At 47.0% G+C, this 16,882-nt stretch carries 25 protein-coding genes and 1 pseudogene; 18 read left to right on the top strand and 8 right to left on the bottom strand.

The features are described from left to right. The first annotated feature begins 60 nt into the window (after nucleotides 1–60). The 9 genes and pseudogenes from RS881_RS44430 (at nucleotide 61) to RS881_RS44385 (ending at nucleotide 7,250) form a co-directional block, all read left to right on the top strand. Complete coding sequence (locus RS881_RS44430; protein ID WP_315816679.1) at nucleotides 61–381, top strand: hypothetical protein; 321 nt, start codon at nucleotides 61–63, stop codon at nucleotides 379–381. Continuing rightward, nucleotides 381–965 carry a beta-galactosidase small subunit-related protein gene (locus RS881_RS44425; protein ID WP_315824803.1) on the top strand — a complete coding sequence of 195 codons (585 nt, stop codon included), beginning with the start codon at nucleotides 381–383 and terminating at the stop codon, nucleotides 963–965. The genes RS881_RS44430 and RS881_RS44425 overlap by 1 nt, the downstream gene beginning before the upstream one ends. Before the next feature lie 29 nt (nucleotides 966–994). After that, nucleotides 995–1,192, top strand: a complete 198-nt coding sequence (locus tag RS881_RS44420) for a hypothetical protein (RefSeq protein WP_315816678.1) — start codon at nucleotides 995–997, stop codon at nucleotides 1,190–1,192. Nucleotides 1,193–1,684: 492 nt separating this feature from the next. After that, complete coding sequence (locus RS881_RS44415) at nucleotides 1,685–2,878, top strand: helix-turn-helix domain-containing protein (RefSeq protein ID WP_315816677.1); 1,194 nt, start codon at nucleotides 1,685–1,687, stop codon at nucleotides 2,876–2,878. A 53-nt stretch (nucleotides 2,879–2,931) separates the two neighbouring features. Beyond that, nucleotides 2,932–4,290, top strand: coding sequence for a S41 family peptidase (locus RS881_RS44410; RefSeq protein ID WP_315816676.1), 1,359 nt, complete (start codon nucleotides 2,932–2,934; stop codon nucleotides 4,288–4,290). Beyond that, complete coding sequence (locus tag RS881_RS44405; RefSeq protein ID WP_315816675.1) at nucleotides 4,280–4,429, top strand: hypothetical protein; 150 nt, start codon at nucleotides 4,280–4,282, stop codon at nucleotides 4,427–4,429. The genes RS881_RS44410 and RS881_RS44405 overlap by 11 nt, the downstream gene beginning before the upstream one ends. A gap of 204 nt (nucleotides 4,430–4,633) precedes the next feature. Continuing rightward, nucleotides 4,634–5,558, top strand: a pseudogene (locus tag RS881_RS44400) (family 2A encapsulin nanocompartment shell protein). Then, nucleotides 5,542–6,141 carry a hypothetical protein gene (locus tag RS881_RS44390; RefSeq protein ID WP_315816672.1) on the top strand — a complete coding sequence of 200 codons (600 nt, stop codon included), beginning with the start codon at nucleotides 5,542–5,544 and terminating at the stop codon, nucleotides 6,139–6,141. Before RS881_RS44400 ends, RS881_RS44390 begins: the two are co-directional and overlap by 17 nt. After that, the gene (locus tag RS881_RS44385) at nucleotides 6,027–7,250 is read left to right on the top strand and encodes a family 2A encapsulin nanocompartment cargo protein cysteine desulfurase (protein ID WP_315824802.1); all 1,224 of its coding nucleotides are present in this window, start codon (nucleotides 6,027–6,029) and stop codon (nucleotides 7,248–7,250) included. The genes RS881_RS44390 and RS881_RS44385 overlap by 115 nt, the downstream gene beginning before the upstream one ends. Before the next feature lie 105 nt (nucleotides 7,251–7,355). Here RS881_RS44385 and RS881_RS44380 read toward each other — a convergent pair whose 3' ends face one another. From RS881_RS44380 to RS881_RS44365, 4 genes are read right to left on the bottom strand one after another with little or no spacing between them, the layout of a single operon-like run. Beyond that, on the bottom strand, nucleotides 7,356–7,709 hold the full coding sequence (locus RS881_RS44380) for a nuclear transport factor 2 family protein (RefSeq protein ID WP_315816671.1): 354 nt from the start codon (nucleotides 7,707–7,709) through the stop codon (nucleotides 7,356–7,358). Beyond that, the gene (locus RS881_RS44375) at nucleotides 7,682–8,020 is read right to left on the bottom strand and encodes an amidohydrolase family protein (protein ID WP_315816670.1); all 339 of its coding nucleotides are present in this window, start codon (nucleotides 8,018–8,020) and stop codon (nucleotides 7,682–7,684) included. The genes RS881_RS44380 and RS881_RS44375 overlap by 28 nt, the downstream gene beginning before the upstream one ends. A gap of 51 nt (nucleotides 8,021–8,071) precedes the next feature. Then, nucleotides 8,072–8,479 (bottom strand): amidohydrolase family protein, encoded by a 408-nt coding sequence (locus RS881_RS44370; RefSeq protein ID WP_315816669.1) that lies wholly within the window; start codon nucleotides 8,477–8,479, stop codon nucleotides 8,072–8,074. A gap of 7 nt (nucleotides 8,480–8,486) precedes the next feature. Further along, nucleotides 8,487–9,107 (bottom strand): amidohydrolase family protein, encoded by a 621-nt coding sequence (locus tag RS881_RS44365; protein WP_315816668.1) that lies wholly within the window; start codon nucleotides 9,105–9,107, stop codon nucleotides 8,487–8,489. 311 nt (nucleotides 9,108–9,418) lie between these two features. On the opposite strand from RS881_RS44365, the gene RS881_RS44360 reads away from it, so the two are divergent. Next, a complete protein-coding gene (locus tag RS881_RS44360) occupies nucleotides 9,419–9,901 on the top strand; it encodes an RNA polymerase sigma factor (RefSeq protein WP_315816667.1) in 483 nt (160 codons plus the stop codon). A gap of 6 nt (nucleotides 9,902–9,907) precedes the next feature. Next, nucleotides 9,908–10,468 (top strand): hypothetical protein, encoded by a 561-nt coding sequence (locus RS881_RS44355; protein WP_315816666.1) that lies wholly within the window; start codon nucleotides 9,908–9,910, stop codon nucleotides 10,466–10,468. 48 nt (nucleotides 10,469–10,516) lie between these two features. Here RS881_RS44355 and RS881_RS44350 read toward each other — a convergent pair whose 3' ends face one another. Further along, entirely contained in the window at nucleotides 10,517–11,539 is a 1,023-nt protein-coding gene (locus RS881_RS44350) for an OmpA family protein (protein WP_315824801.1), read from the bottom strand. Between the two features lie 5 nt (nucleotides 11,540–11,544). Continuing rightward, nucleotides 11,545–11,835 (bottom strand): hypothetical protein, encoded by a 291-nt coding sequence (locus RS881_RS44345; protein WP_315816665.1) that lies wholly within the window; start codon nucleotides 11,833–11,835, stop codon nucleotides 11,545–11,547. Between the two features lie 278 nt (nucleotides 11,836–12,113). Between RS881_RS44345 and RS881_RS44340 the strand changes: the two genes are divergently transcribed. From RS881_RS44340 to RS881_RS44320, 6 genes are all read left to right on the top strand, one after another. After that, entirely contained in the window at nucleotides 12,114–12,629 is a 516-nt protein-coding gene (locus RS881_RS44340; RefSeq protein ID WP_315816664.1) for a hypothetical protein, read from the top strand. Further along, nucleotides 12,626–12,727: a histidine kinase gene (locus tag RS881_RS60800; RefSeq protein WP_350340014.1), complete on the top strand. Its 102-nt coding sequence runs from the start codon at nucleotides 12,626–12,628 to the stop codon at nucleotides 12,725–12,727. Before RS881_RS44340 ends, RS881_RS60800 begins: the two co-directional genes overlap by 4 nt. Then, nucleotides 12,706–12,930 carry a histidine kinase gene (locus tag RS881_RS44335; protein ID WP_315816663.1) on the top strand — a complete coding sequence of 75 codons (225 nt, stop codon included), beginning with the start codon at nucleotides 12,706–12,708 and terminating at the stop codon, nucleotides 12,928–12,930. The genes RS881_RS60800 and RS881_RS44335 overlap by 22 nt, the downstream gene beginning before the upstream one ends. After that, nucleotides 12,909–13,166 (top strand): hypothetical protein, encoded by a 258-nt coding sequence (locus RS881_RS44330; protein ID WP_315816662.1) that lies wholly within the window; start codon nucleotides 12,909–12,911, stop codon nucleotides 13,164–13,166. The genes RS881_RS44335 and RS881_RS44330 overlap by 22 nt, the downstream gene beginning before the upstream one ends. Before the next feature lie 31 nt (nucleotides 13,167–13,197). Continuing rightward, nucleotides 13,198–13,938, top strand: coding sequence for a LytR/AlgR family response regulator transcription factor (locus tag RS881_RS44325; RefSeq protein ID WP_315816661.1), 741 nt, complete (start codon nucleotides 13,198–13,200; stop codon nucleotides 13,936–13,938). Nucleotides 13,939–14,142: 204 nt separating this feature from the next. Next, entirely contained in the window at nucleotides 14,143–14,370 is a 228-nt protein-coding gene (locus tag RS881_RS44320; RefSeq protein WP_315816660.1) for a hypothetical protein, read from the top strand. 276 nt (nucleotides 14,371–14,646) lie between these two features. Here RS881_RS44320 and RS881_RS44315 read toward each other — a convergent pair whose 3' ends face one another. Further along, complete coding sequence (locus tag RS881_RS44315) at nucleotides 14,647–15,171, bottom strand: SRPBCC family protein (RefSeq protein WP_315816659.1); 525 nt, start codon at nucleotides 15,169–15,171, stop codon at nucleotides 14,647–14,649. Between the two features lie 51 nt (nucleotides 15,172–15,222). Next, on the bottom strand, nucleotides 15,223–15,879 hold the full coding sequence (locus RS881_RS44310) for a J domain-containing protein (RefSeq protein ID WP_315816658.1): 657 nt from the start codon (nucleotides 15,877–15,879) through the stop codon (nucleotides 15,223–15,225). Nucleotides 15,880–15,982: 103 nt separating this feature from the next. Between RS881_RS44310 and RS881_RS44305 the strand changes: the two genes are divergently transcribed. Next, nucleotides 15,983–16,879, top strand: coding sequence for a polysaccharide deacetylase family protein (locus tag RS881_RS44305; protein WP_315816657.1), 897 nt, complete (start codon nucleotides 15,983–15,985; stop codon nucleotides 16,877–16,879). The last annotated feature ends 3 nt before the right edge of the window (nucleotides 16,880–16,882 follow it).

Below are 16,882 nucleotides of genomic sequence, written 5' to 3'. Positions count from 1 at the left end.
CGATGGTATTGTAGGACCTTACCACGAAAAGGAAGGTAGTTATTATACCATCAAAGAAATATGGAGCCCGGTATATATTCGTCCGCAAACCATCGGATCTTCCTTTACGGGCCGCATTCCATTGGAGAACAGGTACCTGTTCTCCAACCTGATCAATGCAGTTTCCGGTGGCAATTAAAGCAGGAGAAAAATGGGGCGATGGTAACCATGGATACGGGCTATGCTGCCAGGCTATCTGTACCACCTGGAGAACAGGGTATGCTCAACCTGCAATTGCCTGCCACCTGGGATGAAGCCAAGGCGCTATACCTCACTGCTACCGATCCCCATGGTAAAGAAATATTTACCTGGAGTTGGCCTATTGACCGGGGGAATGGGTGATGGTGCCATTAACAGATGACCTTATTCCCAAAGGGTCTATTAAAGCCAAAGAAGAAGGTAATGTATTGATGGTGCAGCAGGATAGTATTACCCTCTATTTTGATAAGTCAACCGGCTATCTTACCAAGGTGGTAAAAGCAGGCAGGGTACTTTCCTTATCCGGTGGCCCTGCTTTAGCAGGTTTTGACCAGCAACTGACTTCTTTCACACATACGGATATATATATGGGCTATGTTGTACAAGCCAGTTATAAGGGCAAAGACAACTGGCTGAATGTAGCCTGGACCTTCAAACCCGGGTCGGTGGTAAGTCTTGAATACGCTTATTCACAGCGTGGTGAGGCCGACTTTATGGGCATTACCTTCAACTATCCTGAAGAAAAGATAAAGGGCATGCAATGGCTGGGCAGGGGGCCTTACCGTGTATGGAAGAACAGGTTGAAAGGTTTACAGTGGGGTATATGGGAAAAGGAGTATAACAATACCATTACCGGTGAGCGTGGCTGGCAATATCCCGAGTTTAAGGGCAACCATGCGGAAGTAAATTGGGTTACTATAAAAACACTGAATTTCCCTTCACTGTGATCCCAGCCGATAAAAAAATGTTTGTCCAAATGTTGCAACCCGAAAGCCCTAAAGGAGCTTATAACAATAACACAACAGTGAATTATCCGGCGGGTAATATTGGGTTTATGAATGCCATACAAGCTATTGGCACTAAATTTCAGCCGGCTTCCGTGATGGGCCCGCAAAGCCAAAAGAATGTACAGCTCAATGCACCTTATCAGGGTGTATTGTGGTTTAGGTTTTAGTAACTGCCTGGTCCGGTAAATGATAGCGGCGAAGTAGGCCATGCCACAACATCAATTTCCTTAAAGGTAGTGCGATGGCCTGGATGCACAACAGGGTAATATGGCAAACAGTGAAGTTTGAGCAAATACAGTTAGATAAAGTTACAAAGCAGCACATTTTAACATATCCAGGGCTGCCACCGGAGCCTGTCTGCGAGGTACCAAAGAGGGACCAAAAAGGGGCCAGGTTTGTACCAGGTTCGGGGTTAAAGCGCATTCGCCTAAGCGGGCCCCGAACGAAGCCCGAACAAGACCCGGTTCAGGTACGAACGAGACCCAAAGAAAGCCGGTTTTGTTCTTGTAAGTCGATGGTGTGGAAGTGGGGGGCTATGAATCTGGATAAGTCGATCAGCGTAAGGCCTTATAAGAGGATAGGAGAAGACGGATATAATATTCGCCCGGATCTCTTTGTCGGCTCGAAGCGGTATTTTAGACCCTTGAAAATACATCCTTATGAATGCGCTGGCGGGCTTTTGGAATACCATTATTTTATTGAGCATTGTGCAGGGTTTTATTCTCTGTGGGCTGCTGTATTTTTCGAGCGGGCAGCAAACAGCCAACCGCATCCTGGCGGCACTCATTGGGATCATTACCCTGGCATGCCTTAATATTTACCTGCTCGATGCTGCCTGGATAAATACGCACCTGGTATTACAGTTGCTTGCCGGCGCTTTGCCATTGGTGCTGATAATGCCCCTGGGGCCATTGATCTGGTTGTATGTGCAAGCCAGTTTAGATACCGCTTTCAAACTTTCGCGTAAACATTACCTCCATTTTTATCCTGTATCGCTGGATCTGCTGCCGTACATGACCATACTGCTGGCCGATATCGGGCTGCTTGCCGGAGGCCTATCAAAAGGACAGCGTTCATGGGTAGGGGACCTGGTGGATAGTTACAACGTATATGCCGATATTCCCCGGTGGGCCTCTGTCACTTTTTATTGCTGGCTTTCCCGCCAATACATTGCACAACACCGGTTGAAGCAGGAAGCTATTGCGGAAGCCACTGCCAGTTGGTTGCAACAATTCCTACTGGTGTTCCTGGTATTTCAGGGTATCTGGCTGGTGTACCTCGTGCCTTATATTATTCCGGCTACCCGGCAATGGCTGCTGGACACGGTAAGCTGGTATCCTGTATTTGTACCCCTGGCCATACTGGTGTACTGGCTGGGTTTCAAAGGCTACCTGGTGCATTACAAAGGCCTCCGGGAGGCAGGGAGCAAAAGTAATTTGGCCCAGGTGTCCCGGTTGCCCGATACAACGGCCCAACAATATATTGAGCGCTTGCGGCAAACCATGGAAGCTGAAAAACTCTTTCTCGATCCCTCCCTGCAGGTGGGTAGCTTAGCACAACAGGCGGGCATACCGGCCAAATCCGTATCAGCTGTATTGAACCAGCACCTCAATAAAAGCTTTTCCACCTTTGTCAACGAATACCGGGTAGCAGCCTTCAAGAAAAGAATAATGGAAGCAGGTACCGACCTGCTTACCATACCCGGCATTGCCATGGAATGTGGCTTTAGTTCGCCGGCTACTTTTCAGCGTATCTTTAAACAGCTTACCGGTACCACCCCTCCCTCTTTATTCAGGAGGCCAGGCAGTCCGAAAGCCTGTAAAACCTCCTCAAATCCGGAATTGAGCAATTGATTTTTATGCTGTTAAGCCGGTAAGAAAGAGGTTTGTAAAAAATACACGTGTACATGAAGTTTCTTTTGAGCGTGCTCACCTTATGGATGCTGGTTCCCGTAGTTTGCCCTGCACAAGACCAACCGGCAGTATATGACAGTTTAACGGATCGTACCTTATCCAGGCAGGAGATGCAGGACGACCTGCAATACCTGCGCAAAGTAATGGAAGCCGTACACCCTGGTTTGTATCGCTACACACCCAGGCCGGTCATGGACCAACGGTTGGATAGTTTTTATGATCGGCTCACGGGCAGTTTACCGTTTTATGATTATTACCGGTCGATGGCTTCACTGGTAGCTGGTGTACGCTGTGCGCATACCAGTATTTTACCCGGACGCAATTGGGAATCGCATTTCATGCGCAACGTACCCCTGTTTCCTTATTCCCTTCACTTTATTAAGGACCGGGCCTATATCATCCTCAATCAAACAGCAGATACGACCCTTAAGCCGGGTTTTGAATTATTGGCCATTAATGGTCAATCGATCACCGACATCCGGCAGGTCATTTTTGATCATTCCTGGAGTGATGGGTACAATACTACCAACAAACAACAACGGCTGAACCAGGGCATGTTTGCCATCCTGTATTACCTGTCCGTAGGCCGGCCCACGCAATTTGAGCTTACCTGTAAAGACTTTTCCGGGCAAACCATCCAGGTAAAAACGCCTGCAATGACCATGACCACTTCCAGTGCCAACTTCAGGCAAAACCCGGTGAATAAGGACATCCTCCGGATGTATGTGAACAGGAAGCGGGACGACCTGGAGCTGGACATCAAAAAGGACCACAACGCGGCGTTACTTACCATCAGAACTTTTGGAGGAGCTGCGGCCGGTAAAATCAGCAGCTTTTTACCCAAGGCCATGAAGGAACTGGAGAAAAAGCAGATCAGGCACCTGGTCATCGACCTGCGCAGCAATGGCGGTGGCTGGGACAGTGCCGGGGTGATCTTATTCACCTATCTCATCAACAAACCTTCGCGCTATTATGTGCGGCAGCATGCGATTACGGATACTTCCCAATACCTGGCTTTGAGCGATCTGTCGCCGGAAGACCTGAAGAATGTAAAGAATGAACTGGTGGGGGAAAAGGATGGTACTTTCTCACTGAAGGAGTCGGCGGCTGCCGGCCTTTCCCTGCAGGTGCCCAAACCGCAACATTTTACGGGGAAGGTATATTTTATCATGAATGGGGCCAGCGCTTCCACTACTTCCGAATTCCTGGCGGCGGCGCATGCCAACCAATTGGGCGTCTTCATTGGCGAGGAAGATGGGGGAAATTATGCAGGCGGCAATGGTGGTTCCTTCATTGGCCTGGTATTGCCCAACAGTAAGATCAAAATAAGCATCCCGCTTTTTGTATTATGATAATTTGACCAGGCCGCCTTTTGAAAAGGGCAGGGGCCTCCTGCCCGACCACGAGGTGCCAGATAACCTGGAGAATATTCTACAAGGTATCGATACACAAAAGGCTTTTGCGCTGGAACTGATCAGGCAGGGACGCTAGGTTTCCTGTACATCTTAAACTTCTATTGGCAAGTTTGTGCAATGCCCGGTACGTGGAAGGAAAGCGTTAGTAATTTATTAACCTACTAAATTAGTAGGTTAGTTGGTAAATTAGGTGAATATCGTTATATTTATTAAGCTATGTTTCCCCTGCCATAGCCGTAGTAAGTATCAACCGGATCTCTTCACCATAAATAACCCTTCCATGGCAGAAGCGCAACACAAATCACAGCAAACGGCATTGGGTGATATAGCCGCCCGGCAATTGGCCATTGCCACCCGCACGGTACCACAAATGGTGACCATCAGTCCACGATGGCTGACAAAGCTGCTGAACTGGGTACCTGTTGAATCAGGTGTATACCGGCTCAATAAAGTAAAAGATGCAACGGCTATTGAGGTAGATTGTTCTTCGCGTGATGAACATATTCTGCCACAGACCTTTGTTGATTATATTGAAAATCCCCGGGAATATAACCTGGCTGCGGTGCAAACCATCATTGATGTGCATACGCGGGTATCTGATCTGTATAGTAAACCTTATAACCAGATCAGCGAGCAATTGCGCCTGGCCATCGAAACGATCAAAGAAAGGCAGGAGAGTGAGTTGATCAACAATAAAGAGTATGGATTGCTGCACAGTGTGGCGACTGCCCAGCGTATTCAAACACGTAGCGGTGCTCCCACACCTGATGACCTGGATGAGCTGATTGCCAAAGTATGGAAAGAGCCGGGATTCTTTTATTGCATCCACTGGCTATTGCTGCATTTGGCCGCGAGTGTACGCGCAGGGGAGTGCCTCCACCTACCGTATCACTGTTTGGCTCACCCTTTCTTACGTGGCGTGGTATTCCTTTAATACCTTCTGATAAACTGCCCATTGAAAAGGTAAGTCCAGGATCATCCTGTTGCGCACAGGCGAAAGTCGCCAGGGCGTAGTGGGGTTGTTTCAACCAGGCTTGCAGGGAGAGCAATCACCTGGCTTGTCGGTACGCTTCATGGGCATTAATGATAAGGCCATTGCTTCTTACCTCGTTTCCCTGTATTGTTCATTGGCAGTATTGGTAGATGATGCCATTGCTGTACTTGATGACGTTGAAATAGGCAAATACCATGAATACAAATATTGATCAATCCGGATTGCCGGATGTGGCGCTGATGGAACAACTGGCCAACCAGCTTTTTCATGAACCCGCTACACAAAGCTCCACGGCATTGCCTGCTACATCGGGTGTTGGCGTTTCGCCTTCCCTGCTTCAATATACCCATGCCATCGATCCCAAAGATGCAGGTATGAGCGCTCTTCCCCAATATGGTCAGGAGGGTGGTGTACCTGTGTCGGTAGCCGGTAGTGGCGCCTCGCCATCCGTCGTACAGCATGGCAATAATATTAACCTGAAAGATCCGCAAACAAGTTTCCCCGATCAGAACCTGCAGCGGCATAGTGGTAAGGGTACCACGCCAGATTGGAAGGGAGATGGGAAAGATGCGGAAAACCATTTACCCTTTGAAGCCAATGCTTCTTACCTGACCGATATGGCAGGGATCTTATCAGCTATTCATCAATTCATTCCTGTTGCACAACTGCCGCTGGCCGGATTACCGGCCTTGCCAGTGGGGATGAAGGGAGTTATTATTTTTTACCGGATACCCTACCGCATAGTGCTTCACCCACTCCTTCTTATTTACCGGGCTTTGATATCAACCTGGTAAAGAAAGATTTTCCTATTCTGCAGGAAAAGGTAAATGGCAAGCCATTGATCTGGCTCGACAATGCAGCTACCACACAAAAGCCACAGCAGGTTATTGACCGGATCAGCTATTTCTATACGCATGAAAACTCCAATATTCACCGGGCAGCGCATGAACTGGCAGCCCGCGCCACAGATGCGTATGAGGAAGCGCGTAAGAAAGTGCAGCTTTTTATCGGAGCCGCTTCTCCCAACGAAATAGTATTCGTACGGGGTACTACCGAAGGCATCAACCTGGTGGCCAAAAGTTGGGGAGAACAATTTCTACAGCCCGGCGATGAGATCATTGTTACTCACCTGGAGCACCATGCCAATATTGTACCCTGGCAACAACTGGCCCAAAAGAAAGCGTTGAAGTTAAGGGTGGTGCCGGTAGATGATGATGGACAGGTATTGTTGGATGAATATGCCAAACTGCTCAACTCCAAAACAAAGCTGGTAGCATTTACCCAGGTGTCCAATGCATTGGGTACCGTTACACCCGCCAAAGCTATTATTGATATGGCGCATGCAGCGGGAGCCAAAGTATTATTGGATGGCGCACAGTCTGTATCCCATATACGTACCAACGTATCGGCACTCGATGCCGACTGGTTTGTATTCTCCGGCCATAAGATATTTGGACCAACCGGTATTGGAGTGGTATATGGCAAGGAAGACCTGTTGAATCAAACACAACCCTGGCAGGGTGGCGGCAATATGATCAAAGATGTAACTTTTGAACATACACAATACCATCAGGCGCCCGGCCGCTTTGAAGCCGGTACGGGTAATATTGCCGATGCAGTAGGCCTGGGGGCTGCCCTTGATTATGTGAGCCGCCTGGGTATCGACAATATCTATCACTATGAACATTACCTCTTGCAATATGCCACCCGCTTACTCAAAGAAGTGCCCGGACTAAAACTCATTGGTACAGCGCCTGATAAAACAAGCGTACTTTCCTTTGTGCTGGATGGTTATACCAACGACCAGGTAGGCCAGGCCCTTAATCAGGAAGGCATTGCTGTAAGAACAGGTCACCATTGCGCACAACCCATCCTGCGCCGGTTTGGCCTGAAAGCACCGTAAGGCCCTCTCTGGCATTTTACAATACCTGCGCGGATATAGAGACCCTGGTAGCCACCCTTTGGAAGCTAAAAGCAACCAGGCATTGAGCAATGGTAGTTCCCTCACTTATTGTATAAAGTAAACTTCGGCAATCTTACCCTGCCTGATCTTATAAATAGCTATTGCTTTCAGCGGCTGATCACCAAAGCCTGTTACGTTTTCCTGGTCTATTACCGTATCGCCTTGTACGATGCGGTTGACCAGCTGGCAATGTAGTTCCTTCACGCTTTCAAACATGCCGCTGTATTGCTTGCGCATGGTTTCTTTTCCCTGATATAGCAATTTGTCGGGGAAGGCATAGATGCGTACACTGTCACTATAGGGTTCCAGGAAGGCATCAATATTCCGGGCATTGTAGGCATTAAGTTGTTGTTGTGCCAGTATCTCAGGTGTTACCGGCAACAATTGCTGCGGCTGCATGGGTACCCCCGGTGAATAACCGTATTGATCTGGCTAAGGACAGTCAGGTCTTGCAAAGGATCTTTGTCCAGCAGCAGCAGGTCGGCTATCTTGCCTTTTTCTACACTACCATAATCTTTGTCTTTACCAAAGCCCTGGGCGGCATTGATAGTAGCTGCGCGGATGATCTCGGCATTGGTTAGTCCCGCCTGTTTCATCACCAGTAATTCATCGTAATACGAGGCGGCATGGTGGGTGCCGATATTGCCAGCATCAGTACCTGTAACTACCAATACCCCTGCATCCTGTGCCAGCTTCAGGTTGGTGAGCATGGTGCTGTCTTTTTGTCAGGCACCAACAGGCGGCTGCGTATTTTCTTATAGTCAAATGGCTGTTTTTTTCTTCTCAAAATGTTGAAAGTCCATTAGCGTGCCCAGCATGAAGGGATCGGCATATTTAAAATCATGGCCCGTAAAATTGAATTGCTGGGTAAATGTGCGGTTATAGTTCTGCGCCACAATGAGGGTGGGTATATAGACCGTTTTTTTGCTTTTCAGCAATTGCAACATCTCCGGGTCCAGTACTTTGTCATCAATACTATGTACCAGGATGTCAGCGCCAGCGGTGACAGCCAGTTTGGCTGTTTCATATTGCGTGGCATGCACCGCTATTTTTACACCATTGGCATGGCTTTCATCGATAGCTGCTTGTACAATGGGCAGCGTGGCGTCGGCTTTTTGTCCGGGCATTACGATATACCAGATCTTGATAAAGTCTGGTTTAAAGGGCAATTGCTTTTTACCAGTTCCCTGGCTTCTTCGGGGTGTTAACTTTAACAATGGGTGGATCCTTTTTATCCAGGTTTGGTGGCAGGTAGGTAGATACCAGCGGACCGGTAACAAAGGCATTGGGCGCAGTGATGCGTGTTTGAAGAGAGTCACGGATGGCATAATTGCTCATGGGGCCGCCTACATCAATGACGGTGGTAATACCGGCCGCTACATAACGGGCAATGAGCCCATAGAGATTATCCTTTACCCACTGTTGGTCCTTTTCATAAGGGTACAGGTGATTAAGATTGAGCCCATCTGGACGGGTATACAGGCCACCGCTCTGGAAAAAATGGATATGGGCATCTGTCATCCCGGGCATCAGGTATTTGCCCTGGCCATTGATCAGGGTAGCATTGGTGGGCGCTTTGATCTTTTTAGGTGGACCATAGGCGGTAATGCGTTCATTTTCAATAATCACGCTTTGGTCGGGTTCCAGTTTACCCGTCATTACATTCACTACATTCACATGGCTGATCAGGATGGGGGTAACAGGCTGAGCTATTTTCCCGGTGGAAGAGCTGGATTGGGTGAAGGCTATGGCTGAGATAGCTGCGCAAACAATCAATAAGAAGCAGGATTTTCTCATGGAGCGGTTACTTTTATTGGTATAAAGTTAATCTAATATCTTGAACAACAGGTGGCTAGGCCTACCTTGGTGGTCTGGAAATTGACTAACCCTTGCCTGGATATTGTCTACATATTGCCTCCGAATTGCACTGGCTCCTCTGTAGACCCCTGTTTTAGGCGCTTCCAGTGCAATTCGGAGACCATACGGAGGCTATTATTGGTGCATATTCAGGCCTATTTATTACAAGGCGGGAAGGGTAGGGAGAGAAAAAAGTAAAAAACAGGGTTCTATTTGTAAGTTTTAAGCCCTGGTTGCGATAAACTATTGAAATGGCATTATCGGAAACTGAATTTGTGACCTTGATAAACCGGCATGCAGGCATGATCTATAAGGTCTGCAATATCTATTGCCCTGACCCGGAGGACCGGAAAGACCTGTTCCAGGAAATTGTATTGCAGTTGTGGAAGGGTTATGGTTCTTACCGGCAGGATGCCCAATTTTCTACCTGGTTGTACAGAGTAGCTTTGAACACCGCTATTTCCAATTTCCGTAAGGCCATCAAACGGCCCCATAAAACATCCCTTACCGACATGGGTTTTGATATACCGGATGCAGCCGGCATAAGTGGGGGCGACGAAAGAGTGCAGTGGTTGTACAAGGCCATTGAGCAATTAACACCCATCGAAAAAGCCATGATCCTATTGCACCTCGATAACTGTACCTATAACGAAATAGCAGCGATCATGGGTATAAGCAATAACAATGTGGGCGTAAAATTAAACAGGATTAAAAGTAAACTGGAAAAATACTAACGCAATATGCAAACGAATTTTGAGGCATTACAAGCTGCTTGGAAAGCTTGTGACGAAAAGCTGGTCAACCAGAAAACATTGAGTGAACAACTGGTACTGTCCATGATTAGCGATCGCTCGGGCTCTACCCTGGCAGCCATGAGTAGAAAGAACCTGGCAATGGCGGCCTTGTTCCTGTTTTATACCCTCTTTTTTGGGGCTTGTATAGCAGGCAATACATTCGATTATAACCACCCACTCTATTATATTCCGCTTGGGGTAATGGTGATCACCTGTTTGGTGTTTGCGGTAATGTTAGGACAGGTCTACAACAAGATTGGTCAGGTACATTTAAGTCGTGAAAACCTGGCAACGGCTTTACGTAAAGTAATCAGCGTAAACGACCGCCACGTGGTAGTAAGCAGGAAAATATGGTGGTGTTACTTTATAGCGGGTGTGGTTTTCCCCTTTACTTTTTTACCCAGGGTTATAGAACAACGAGGGACAGCAGAAGCACTGGGCTTAACTGCCATCCCCGTAGTAATCATCAGTGTACTGGTACTGCTTGCGAAAAACTCCAGCTTTTAAGGATAAGAAAGGCGACTTGTTGAAACAGAACCTGGTTGAGCTGGAAGGCTACCTCGCTGAATTGGAAAAAGCATAGCGGGGTGTTGTTCTATATTTTTGAAATTCTACCCGTCGGTTATTGGCTTTTGCTTCGGGGGTAGTGCCTTTATCAACTGGTGCGCTTTCTCCTTTGCCATCAGTTTCCATCCTTTCGGCATCAATGCCAAATTCGGTAATCAGTGCATTTTTCACGGCCAGGGCCCTTTGTTTTGACAGGTTGAGGTTATATCCTGTTTCTCCATCGCTATCCGTATGGCCGGTGATCTTCACTTTCAGGGAGGCATTGTCTTTTAATACCCCGGCAATTTCTTTGAGTACGCCATAAGACTCGGGTTTGATTTGGTCGCTGTTTACACCAAATAAGATGCCCGTAGTTGCGAATTTGCCTTCGGTGAGCAGTTTATTGCGCATATCAGGAGTACCTGCTGCCAGGCGTATATTGGATATAAAGTAACGATCAGGTTCTGTTTGGGCAGAAGATAAGGAAAACACCAGGGCATTGTAACCGGTACTGGTGAGCGCTTTGGCGATATCTATTACTTTTTCTTCGTTGTAGTAGATGCGTACCCGCTGTTTCTGGCGCCAGATGGACACTCTTACGAAGTTTTTAGTTTTTGCATGGAACTGCGTGGTAGCTTGTTCCAGTTGAGTGGTAACTTCCCCATTGACTGATGCCTGATAACCTGTTCTGCCTGTTTCACCCGTGGTCGACATGGGTAGTACCCAGGTATTGAAACCCGTACGGCCGCCATTGCCTTGCATATACCGGATATATTCCTGCGGTGCTTTCAAAGCAGCAATGGCAAAAGAAAGGGGAGAAGAGCGGTTGCGGAAACCAGGATTACATCCCAGTTCAAATTCCAGCGTGCAGTTTTCGGGCAGTTCAGGGAAAAACTCCGGCATATAAACGCCTGTTTTGGAAATGGCCAACCACTGACCGGGATGGCCTTCCAGGCTCACAATCTCCCCACCGGCATTGGTATTCCATTTAGCTGGGAAATCGCCCTGGGCATCCTGTGAAAAATCTTCCATCACAATCACCTTATCACCCGGTATGAAATCGTAGGTACTATATACTTTAAGATCGCCGGCCTGGGGTGCAATGGTTGCCGTGGAGGGAGCTGCTTTGTCAGTATCGTTAGATGCAGACGGCGATTTGGGTGGCTTTTTCCATGCTTACCATCCAGGGCGCTGTCCATCACTTTGCCCGATTCTTTGACCACTTTATTTTCCACTTTATCCTTTGCCAGGTTCTTGAGCTTGTTTAAGAGTTGGGCTTGTGTAGTACCTGCCATAAACAATACCAATACAACGAATAAATACTTCATAGTTCACATTTAGAGGGGGATAAATAGATGATTGATCAATAGGGCAAAAGTAGCAGGCATTGTTGCGGCAGGGAAGGTCAAAGCTACCAGCGTCCGATAATTCAGACGAAGGGAGGGAAACATGATTGGCAGGACTATGATGTATCTTATCGGATAATAAGGTTGTTCGTCGTTCCTGCCGGTCGATGCGCCGGAAAAAGCTGCCACTCATCGAAACTAAACTCTATTTCGTCGGATCGTGGGGGGCCGGAACGGCAAGGATATAGTAATTTTAATGTATGAGCAGCATTGCCTGGACGAAGCTATTGTCAAAGCGGGTCTTCTGGACCATCTCCGTAAAGGAGTTATTGTTATGGCTCTTATTTAACCTTATATATGGCATTTTATTTTACCTGGCTTTACATGCGATCAGTGGGGGTAAAAAACATCACGGTATCTATCTGTGGCTGTTAACGGATGTATTTATTGAAATAGTGATTCAAGGTGTTTTGAGTATCCCGCTGTGGTGGTTGTTTTTCAAGAAACTAAATAACCGGTCGCTGACGGTTATCCTTTTATCGCACCTGGGTGTATTGTCCTTATTCCTGTTTGCCCGGGGATGGACTGAGGGAGTGGTTAGTAAACTAACGCATAAGGAATCAGGGAACTTCTTTTACTGGCATGCCTATTATTTGCCCCTGTTATTTTATATTATCCAGTTCTCTATTTTTCATGCTTATAATTTCTGGCTAAAGAGTCAGCGGCAGTTGGAAAAGAAAAGGAACTGCTTTCCCTGGCCTATCAAAGTGAAGTGAATGCCCTCAAAGCACAGATACAGCCGCATTTTTTATTCAACACCCTTAATTCCATCAGTGCCACGGTGCCCCCGAAATGGAAGCTACCCGGGTATTGATTGCCCGGCTGGCCGATACCTTCCGTTATGCCCTGCGCAGTACGCAAAAACATGAAGTGACCTTGGGTGAGGAGCTCGATTTTATTCGTACCTGGATTGAATTGGAAATGCATCGTTTTAAATCGAGGTTGAAGGTGGAATACAATACAGATGAATCGGTATTGCAGTTATTGATCCCCCCATGCTTTTGCAACCGCTGGTAGAAAATGCGGTGAAGCATGGTATTGGTGGCAGCATTAGCGGCGGTACCATCAAAATTTCCTGTATACGGGAAGGCCGTCATGCCAAGATCATAATCAGTGATACGGGTGCTGGTTTTAAAGGCGATCTGCAACTGCTGGAGCGTACGGAAGGGATTGGGTTAAAAATACCCGCCAACGGTTACAGCGTTTGTATAATGAAGAGTTGTTTGTGGAAGCCAACTCACCTTCCGGACTAACATCGTATTTTTACATTCCGTTATAATTGTTATGGTAAAGAAAGTATTAATTATTGATGATGAAGATGCAGCCCGCCTGGTGATCCGCCAATACCTGGGTGCTTTTGAAGAGTTGCAGGTCATTGGCGAATGCAGTCATGGACAGGAAGCTGTAACGGCCATTAACCGCCTGGAACCCGACCTGGTATTTTTAGATGTACAGATGCCGGGTCTTAGTGGTTTTCAGGTGATACAGCAAATTGTATATGTACCGCAGATCATCTTTACCACGGCTTATGACCAGTATGCACTAAAAGCATTCGACTCCAATGCCATTGATTACCTGCTAAAACCGTATACCCTCGAACGTTTCCGGCAGGCTGTATCCAAGGTATTGCTTAAACCGGGTGGCGCTTCCCTGGAAGCCGTAAAAAGCCTGGTAGACCAGGCCGGTAGTAGCGCCACCACCTATTCGGAGCGCATCCTGGTAGAAAGCGGTAATAAAATGACCAATATCCAAACGGCTGATATTATTTACCTGGAAGCAGAACGGGATTATACCCGCTTGCATACTGAAAAGAAGAATTACCTCAGCAATTATGGCATTGGTGTTATTGTTCAACGCCTGGACCCCCGTCATTTTATTCGTATACACCGCTCCTACATTGTAAACATTAACCACATTAAGGAAGTATACCGGGAAGACAATGGTATACTGGTAGTTACTACCAATAATGTGTCGCTCAAGGTGAGCCGCAGCTATACTGATGATCTCCGCCGCTTAATGTACTGATCTCCGACGAAATAACGCAGGGGGCGATGAAATTGTATTGCTCATTTCGTCGCCCCGCTTCCCCGCTGGTAGTTTCTCTCCCTGCTTCACCTGTTCACCATCTTACTTTTGCTGTGCAACCTTACCGGACGAAAAATGACAGAGGGTGGTAATTTTTTGCTGACTGGTAGGGTTGCTTTTTTTCTTTTATAAAGCAAAGAAGGTATGAACAGGAAATTAGTTTTACCGGCAATTACCCTGGTAATAGCGGGCATGCTGCCAACGGTGATAGAAGCAACTGCCAATACCTGGCTTACGCCGAACAGGGAAAGGATGCCGGATAGTATCCGGGAACTGGTAGATGGTTCTTACAACAACCCATTGCCTGCCGGACAGGCAACCATTCTTAACCCCCATGCCTTCAAAGCCGTAAACAGCTTAGTCAAGGAATAACAGGAATATCCAACCAAATCTTTTGCGGACGTCAAACAGTTATGTTCATGAAAGGGTAGGGACCGCCAACAGCCAGGGCGGTCTCTTTATTTTTATAGGTTCTACACAAATCCGCCTCCACCTCAATTCTTCTTACAGTTGGTTTACATTAAATAGCAACGTAGATGTTACCTGCTTCCGTACAAAATACTTCCGCACCCAATAAATAGATGGTGTTGGGTACAGTGGCCTTTGGTTCATTTATGGCAAGGCTCGACATATTTCAAAGTCTTGCGTTCATAACCATAATCGTACGTCTGTACTAGGAGTTAATGATTTTTTGATACCAGGGTTTTTGTTGCGCAGGTCGATGCCTCCTTCAAGAATGGATTTCAGGTTTACCAGGTAAAAGGTCCAGCCGCCGCCGCAATCAAGATAAAAGCCACGTTGAGTAGCTACATCCTCCATGGGCATTTGCTGGGTGAGTTCGCAAATCGTTTCACCGTTTTCAGTTTTGACAGTTACCGTTACAATGCAGCCGCCGCTAAAGAGGAATTGCAGGCTGTCTTTTCCATTGGTATGCAATACTTCCCTTTCTTCCTTTTCATGATCATCATAACCAAACCAAAGCCATTTGTAATGGTCGCCTGCCTGTATAGCTTCTTGCCGTTCTCTTAATCTGCCTTGTGGATCGGTATAGGCTGCCAGTCTTAGGAACCAGGATTCCAGGCCTTCCTGTGTAGTCCAGGCATCATATACGGCTTGTACGGGGGCGTGTATGGTAATGCGTTTGGTGAATTGTTTCCAGTTGAAGGAACTCATGGCTATTCAGTTTAGTGATGGGATAAAGATTCCGGGCATTGCAATAATAGCTTATTTTGTATTGCCTGCCAGGTACATGATCCAACAAATTAAAGCAGTAATGGCCACTACCACCATCCATTTGTATTTGTCCCAGGCTGCACGACGTTTTCTTTGCTGTACCGCACTATTGATGGCGCGTATGGAGAATTCATCCTGTCCGGCCAACTTTATCAGCAACAAAGCGATAGGTTGCAGGTAGGTCAGGGGTAGGGGATCGGCGGCTTTTATCAAAGCATTGTTCACTGCCCGGTTGGTAGCTACCTCATTGGCTTGTTGCAGGATGCCGATATTGCTATCACTCAGCAGTTGCCGGATATGAAAGCTCAAAGCGTCAAAATCCACCTGAAATATATTCATGGAGTTTACATAGCGCATCACCCGTTCACATTCGGCCAGGATAGCTGCTGGTGTGAGCGCGCGTTCTGCAAAAATTTCTCCAATACTCCGGTTGTACCAACGCTTATAATTATAGTCTTCTCTTTGTTTGGGATCGGAGAGCACTTCCCAGGCTTCCTGTATTTCTCTAAACAGGGCTGCTGAAAGATGGTCGCCTGCATTTTTATCAGGATGATATTTGAGCGCCAGTTGGCGGAAAGATTTTTTGATCTCCTGCAACGTGGCCAGCGGTGTCACTTCCAGTATTTTATAATAGTCTTTTAACTGCATATATAACTTTGCGAAAATAGGGTGTATTTGTGTTATAGATAAGACAACAAAAACCTAAGTTTGCCGTTTTTAGAAACAGGTTATACCCCATTCTCTAAACACTATGAAGACCATTGTTCCTTATTACTTTGCCAGGCATACGGCTGTATTGGCCGCTGTCGTTTTAACTTTCAGTTGCCAATCTGTACCCGATGCCAAGGTAGCCATAGCTGCACCGCCTGCTGCCACTACAACAACAACCGCACCGGCTACTGATCCCAAACCAACGCCTGTTACTCCAGCCAAAGCGGTACGTGTAGATGCTGCCGCCGTGTTGGCCCGTAAAGAAGTACCCATCCTTTGTTATCATCAAATACGTGATTGGCGCGTAACCGATTCCAAAACAGCCCAAAACTATATCGTACCCACTCAGGCATTCCGTGACCAGTTGAAGATGCTGGCCGATAATGGTTACCATACTATTTTGCCCGACCAGTTATATGCTTATCTCACTACCGGAGCGGCATTGCCCTCCAAACCCATCATGCTTACCTTTGATGATACCGACCTTGACCAATTTACCGTGGCTACGCCTGAAATGAATAAATATGGTTTCAAAGGTGTATTCTTTATCATGACCGTTTCTTTAGGAAGACCCAATTACATGAGTAAGGCACAGGTAAAACAACTGTCCGACTCGGGGCATTCCATTGGTTCACATACCTGGGATCACCACAATGTAAAACAGTACCAGGGACAGGATTGGGTAACGCAGGTTGAAAAGCCATCCAAACAATTGGAAGTGATTACCGGGAAACCCATCAGTTTTTTTTTTGCTTATCCTTTTGGATTATGGAATCCTGCAGCCATACCCCAGTTAAAACAGCGTGGTATTATGGCAGCTTTCCAGTTATCGGGTAAGCGGGATGTAAACGATCCCCTGTACACCATCAGGCGCATTATTGTACCTGGAGCCTGGAAACCTGCTACCCTGCAATCCTGGATACAGAAGAGCTTCTAATAT

It is taken from the genome of Paraflavitalea speifideaquila (genome assembly GCF_032395985.1).
In the GTDB taxonomy this organism is placed as follows: Bacteria; Bacteroidota; Bacteroidia; order Chitinophagales; family Chitinophagaceae; genus Paraflavitalea; species Paraflavitalea speifideaquila.
This window is presented reverse-complemented; position numbering and strand designations above follow the sequence as displayed.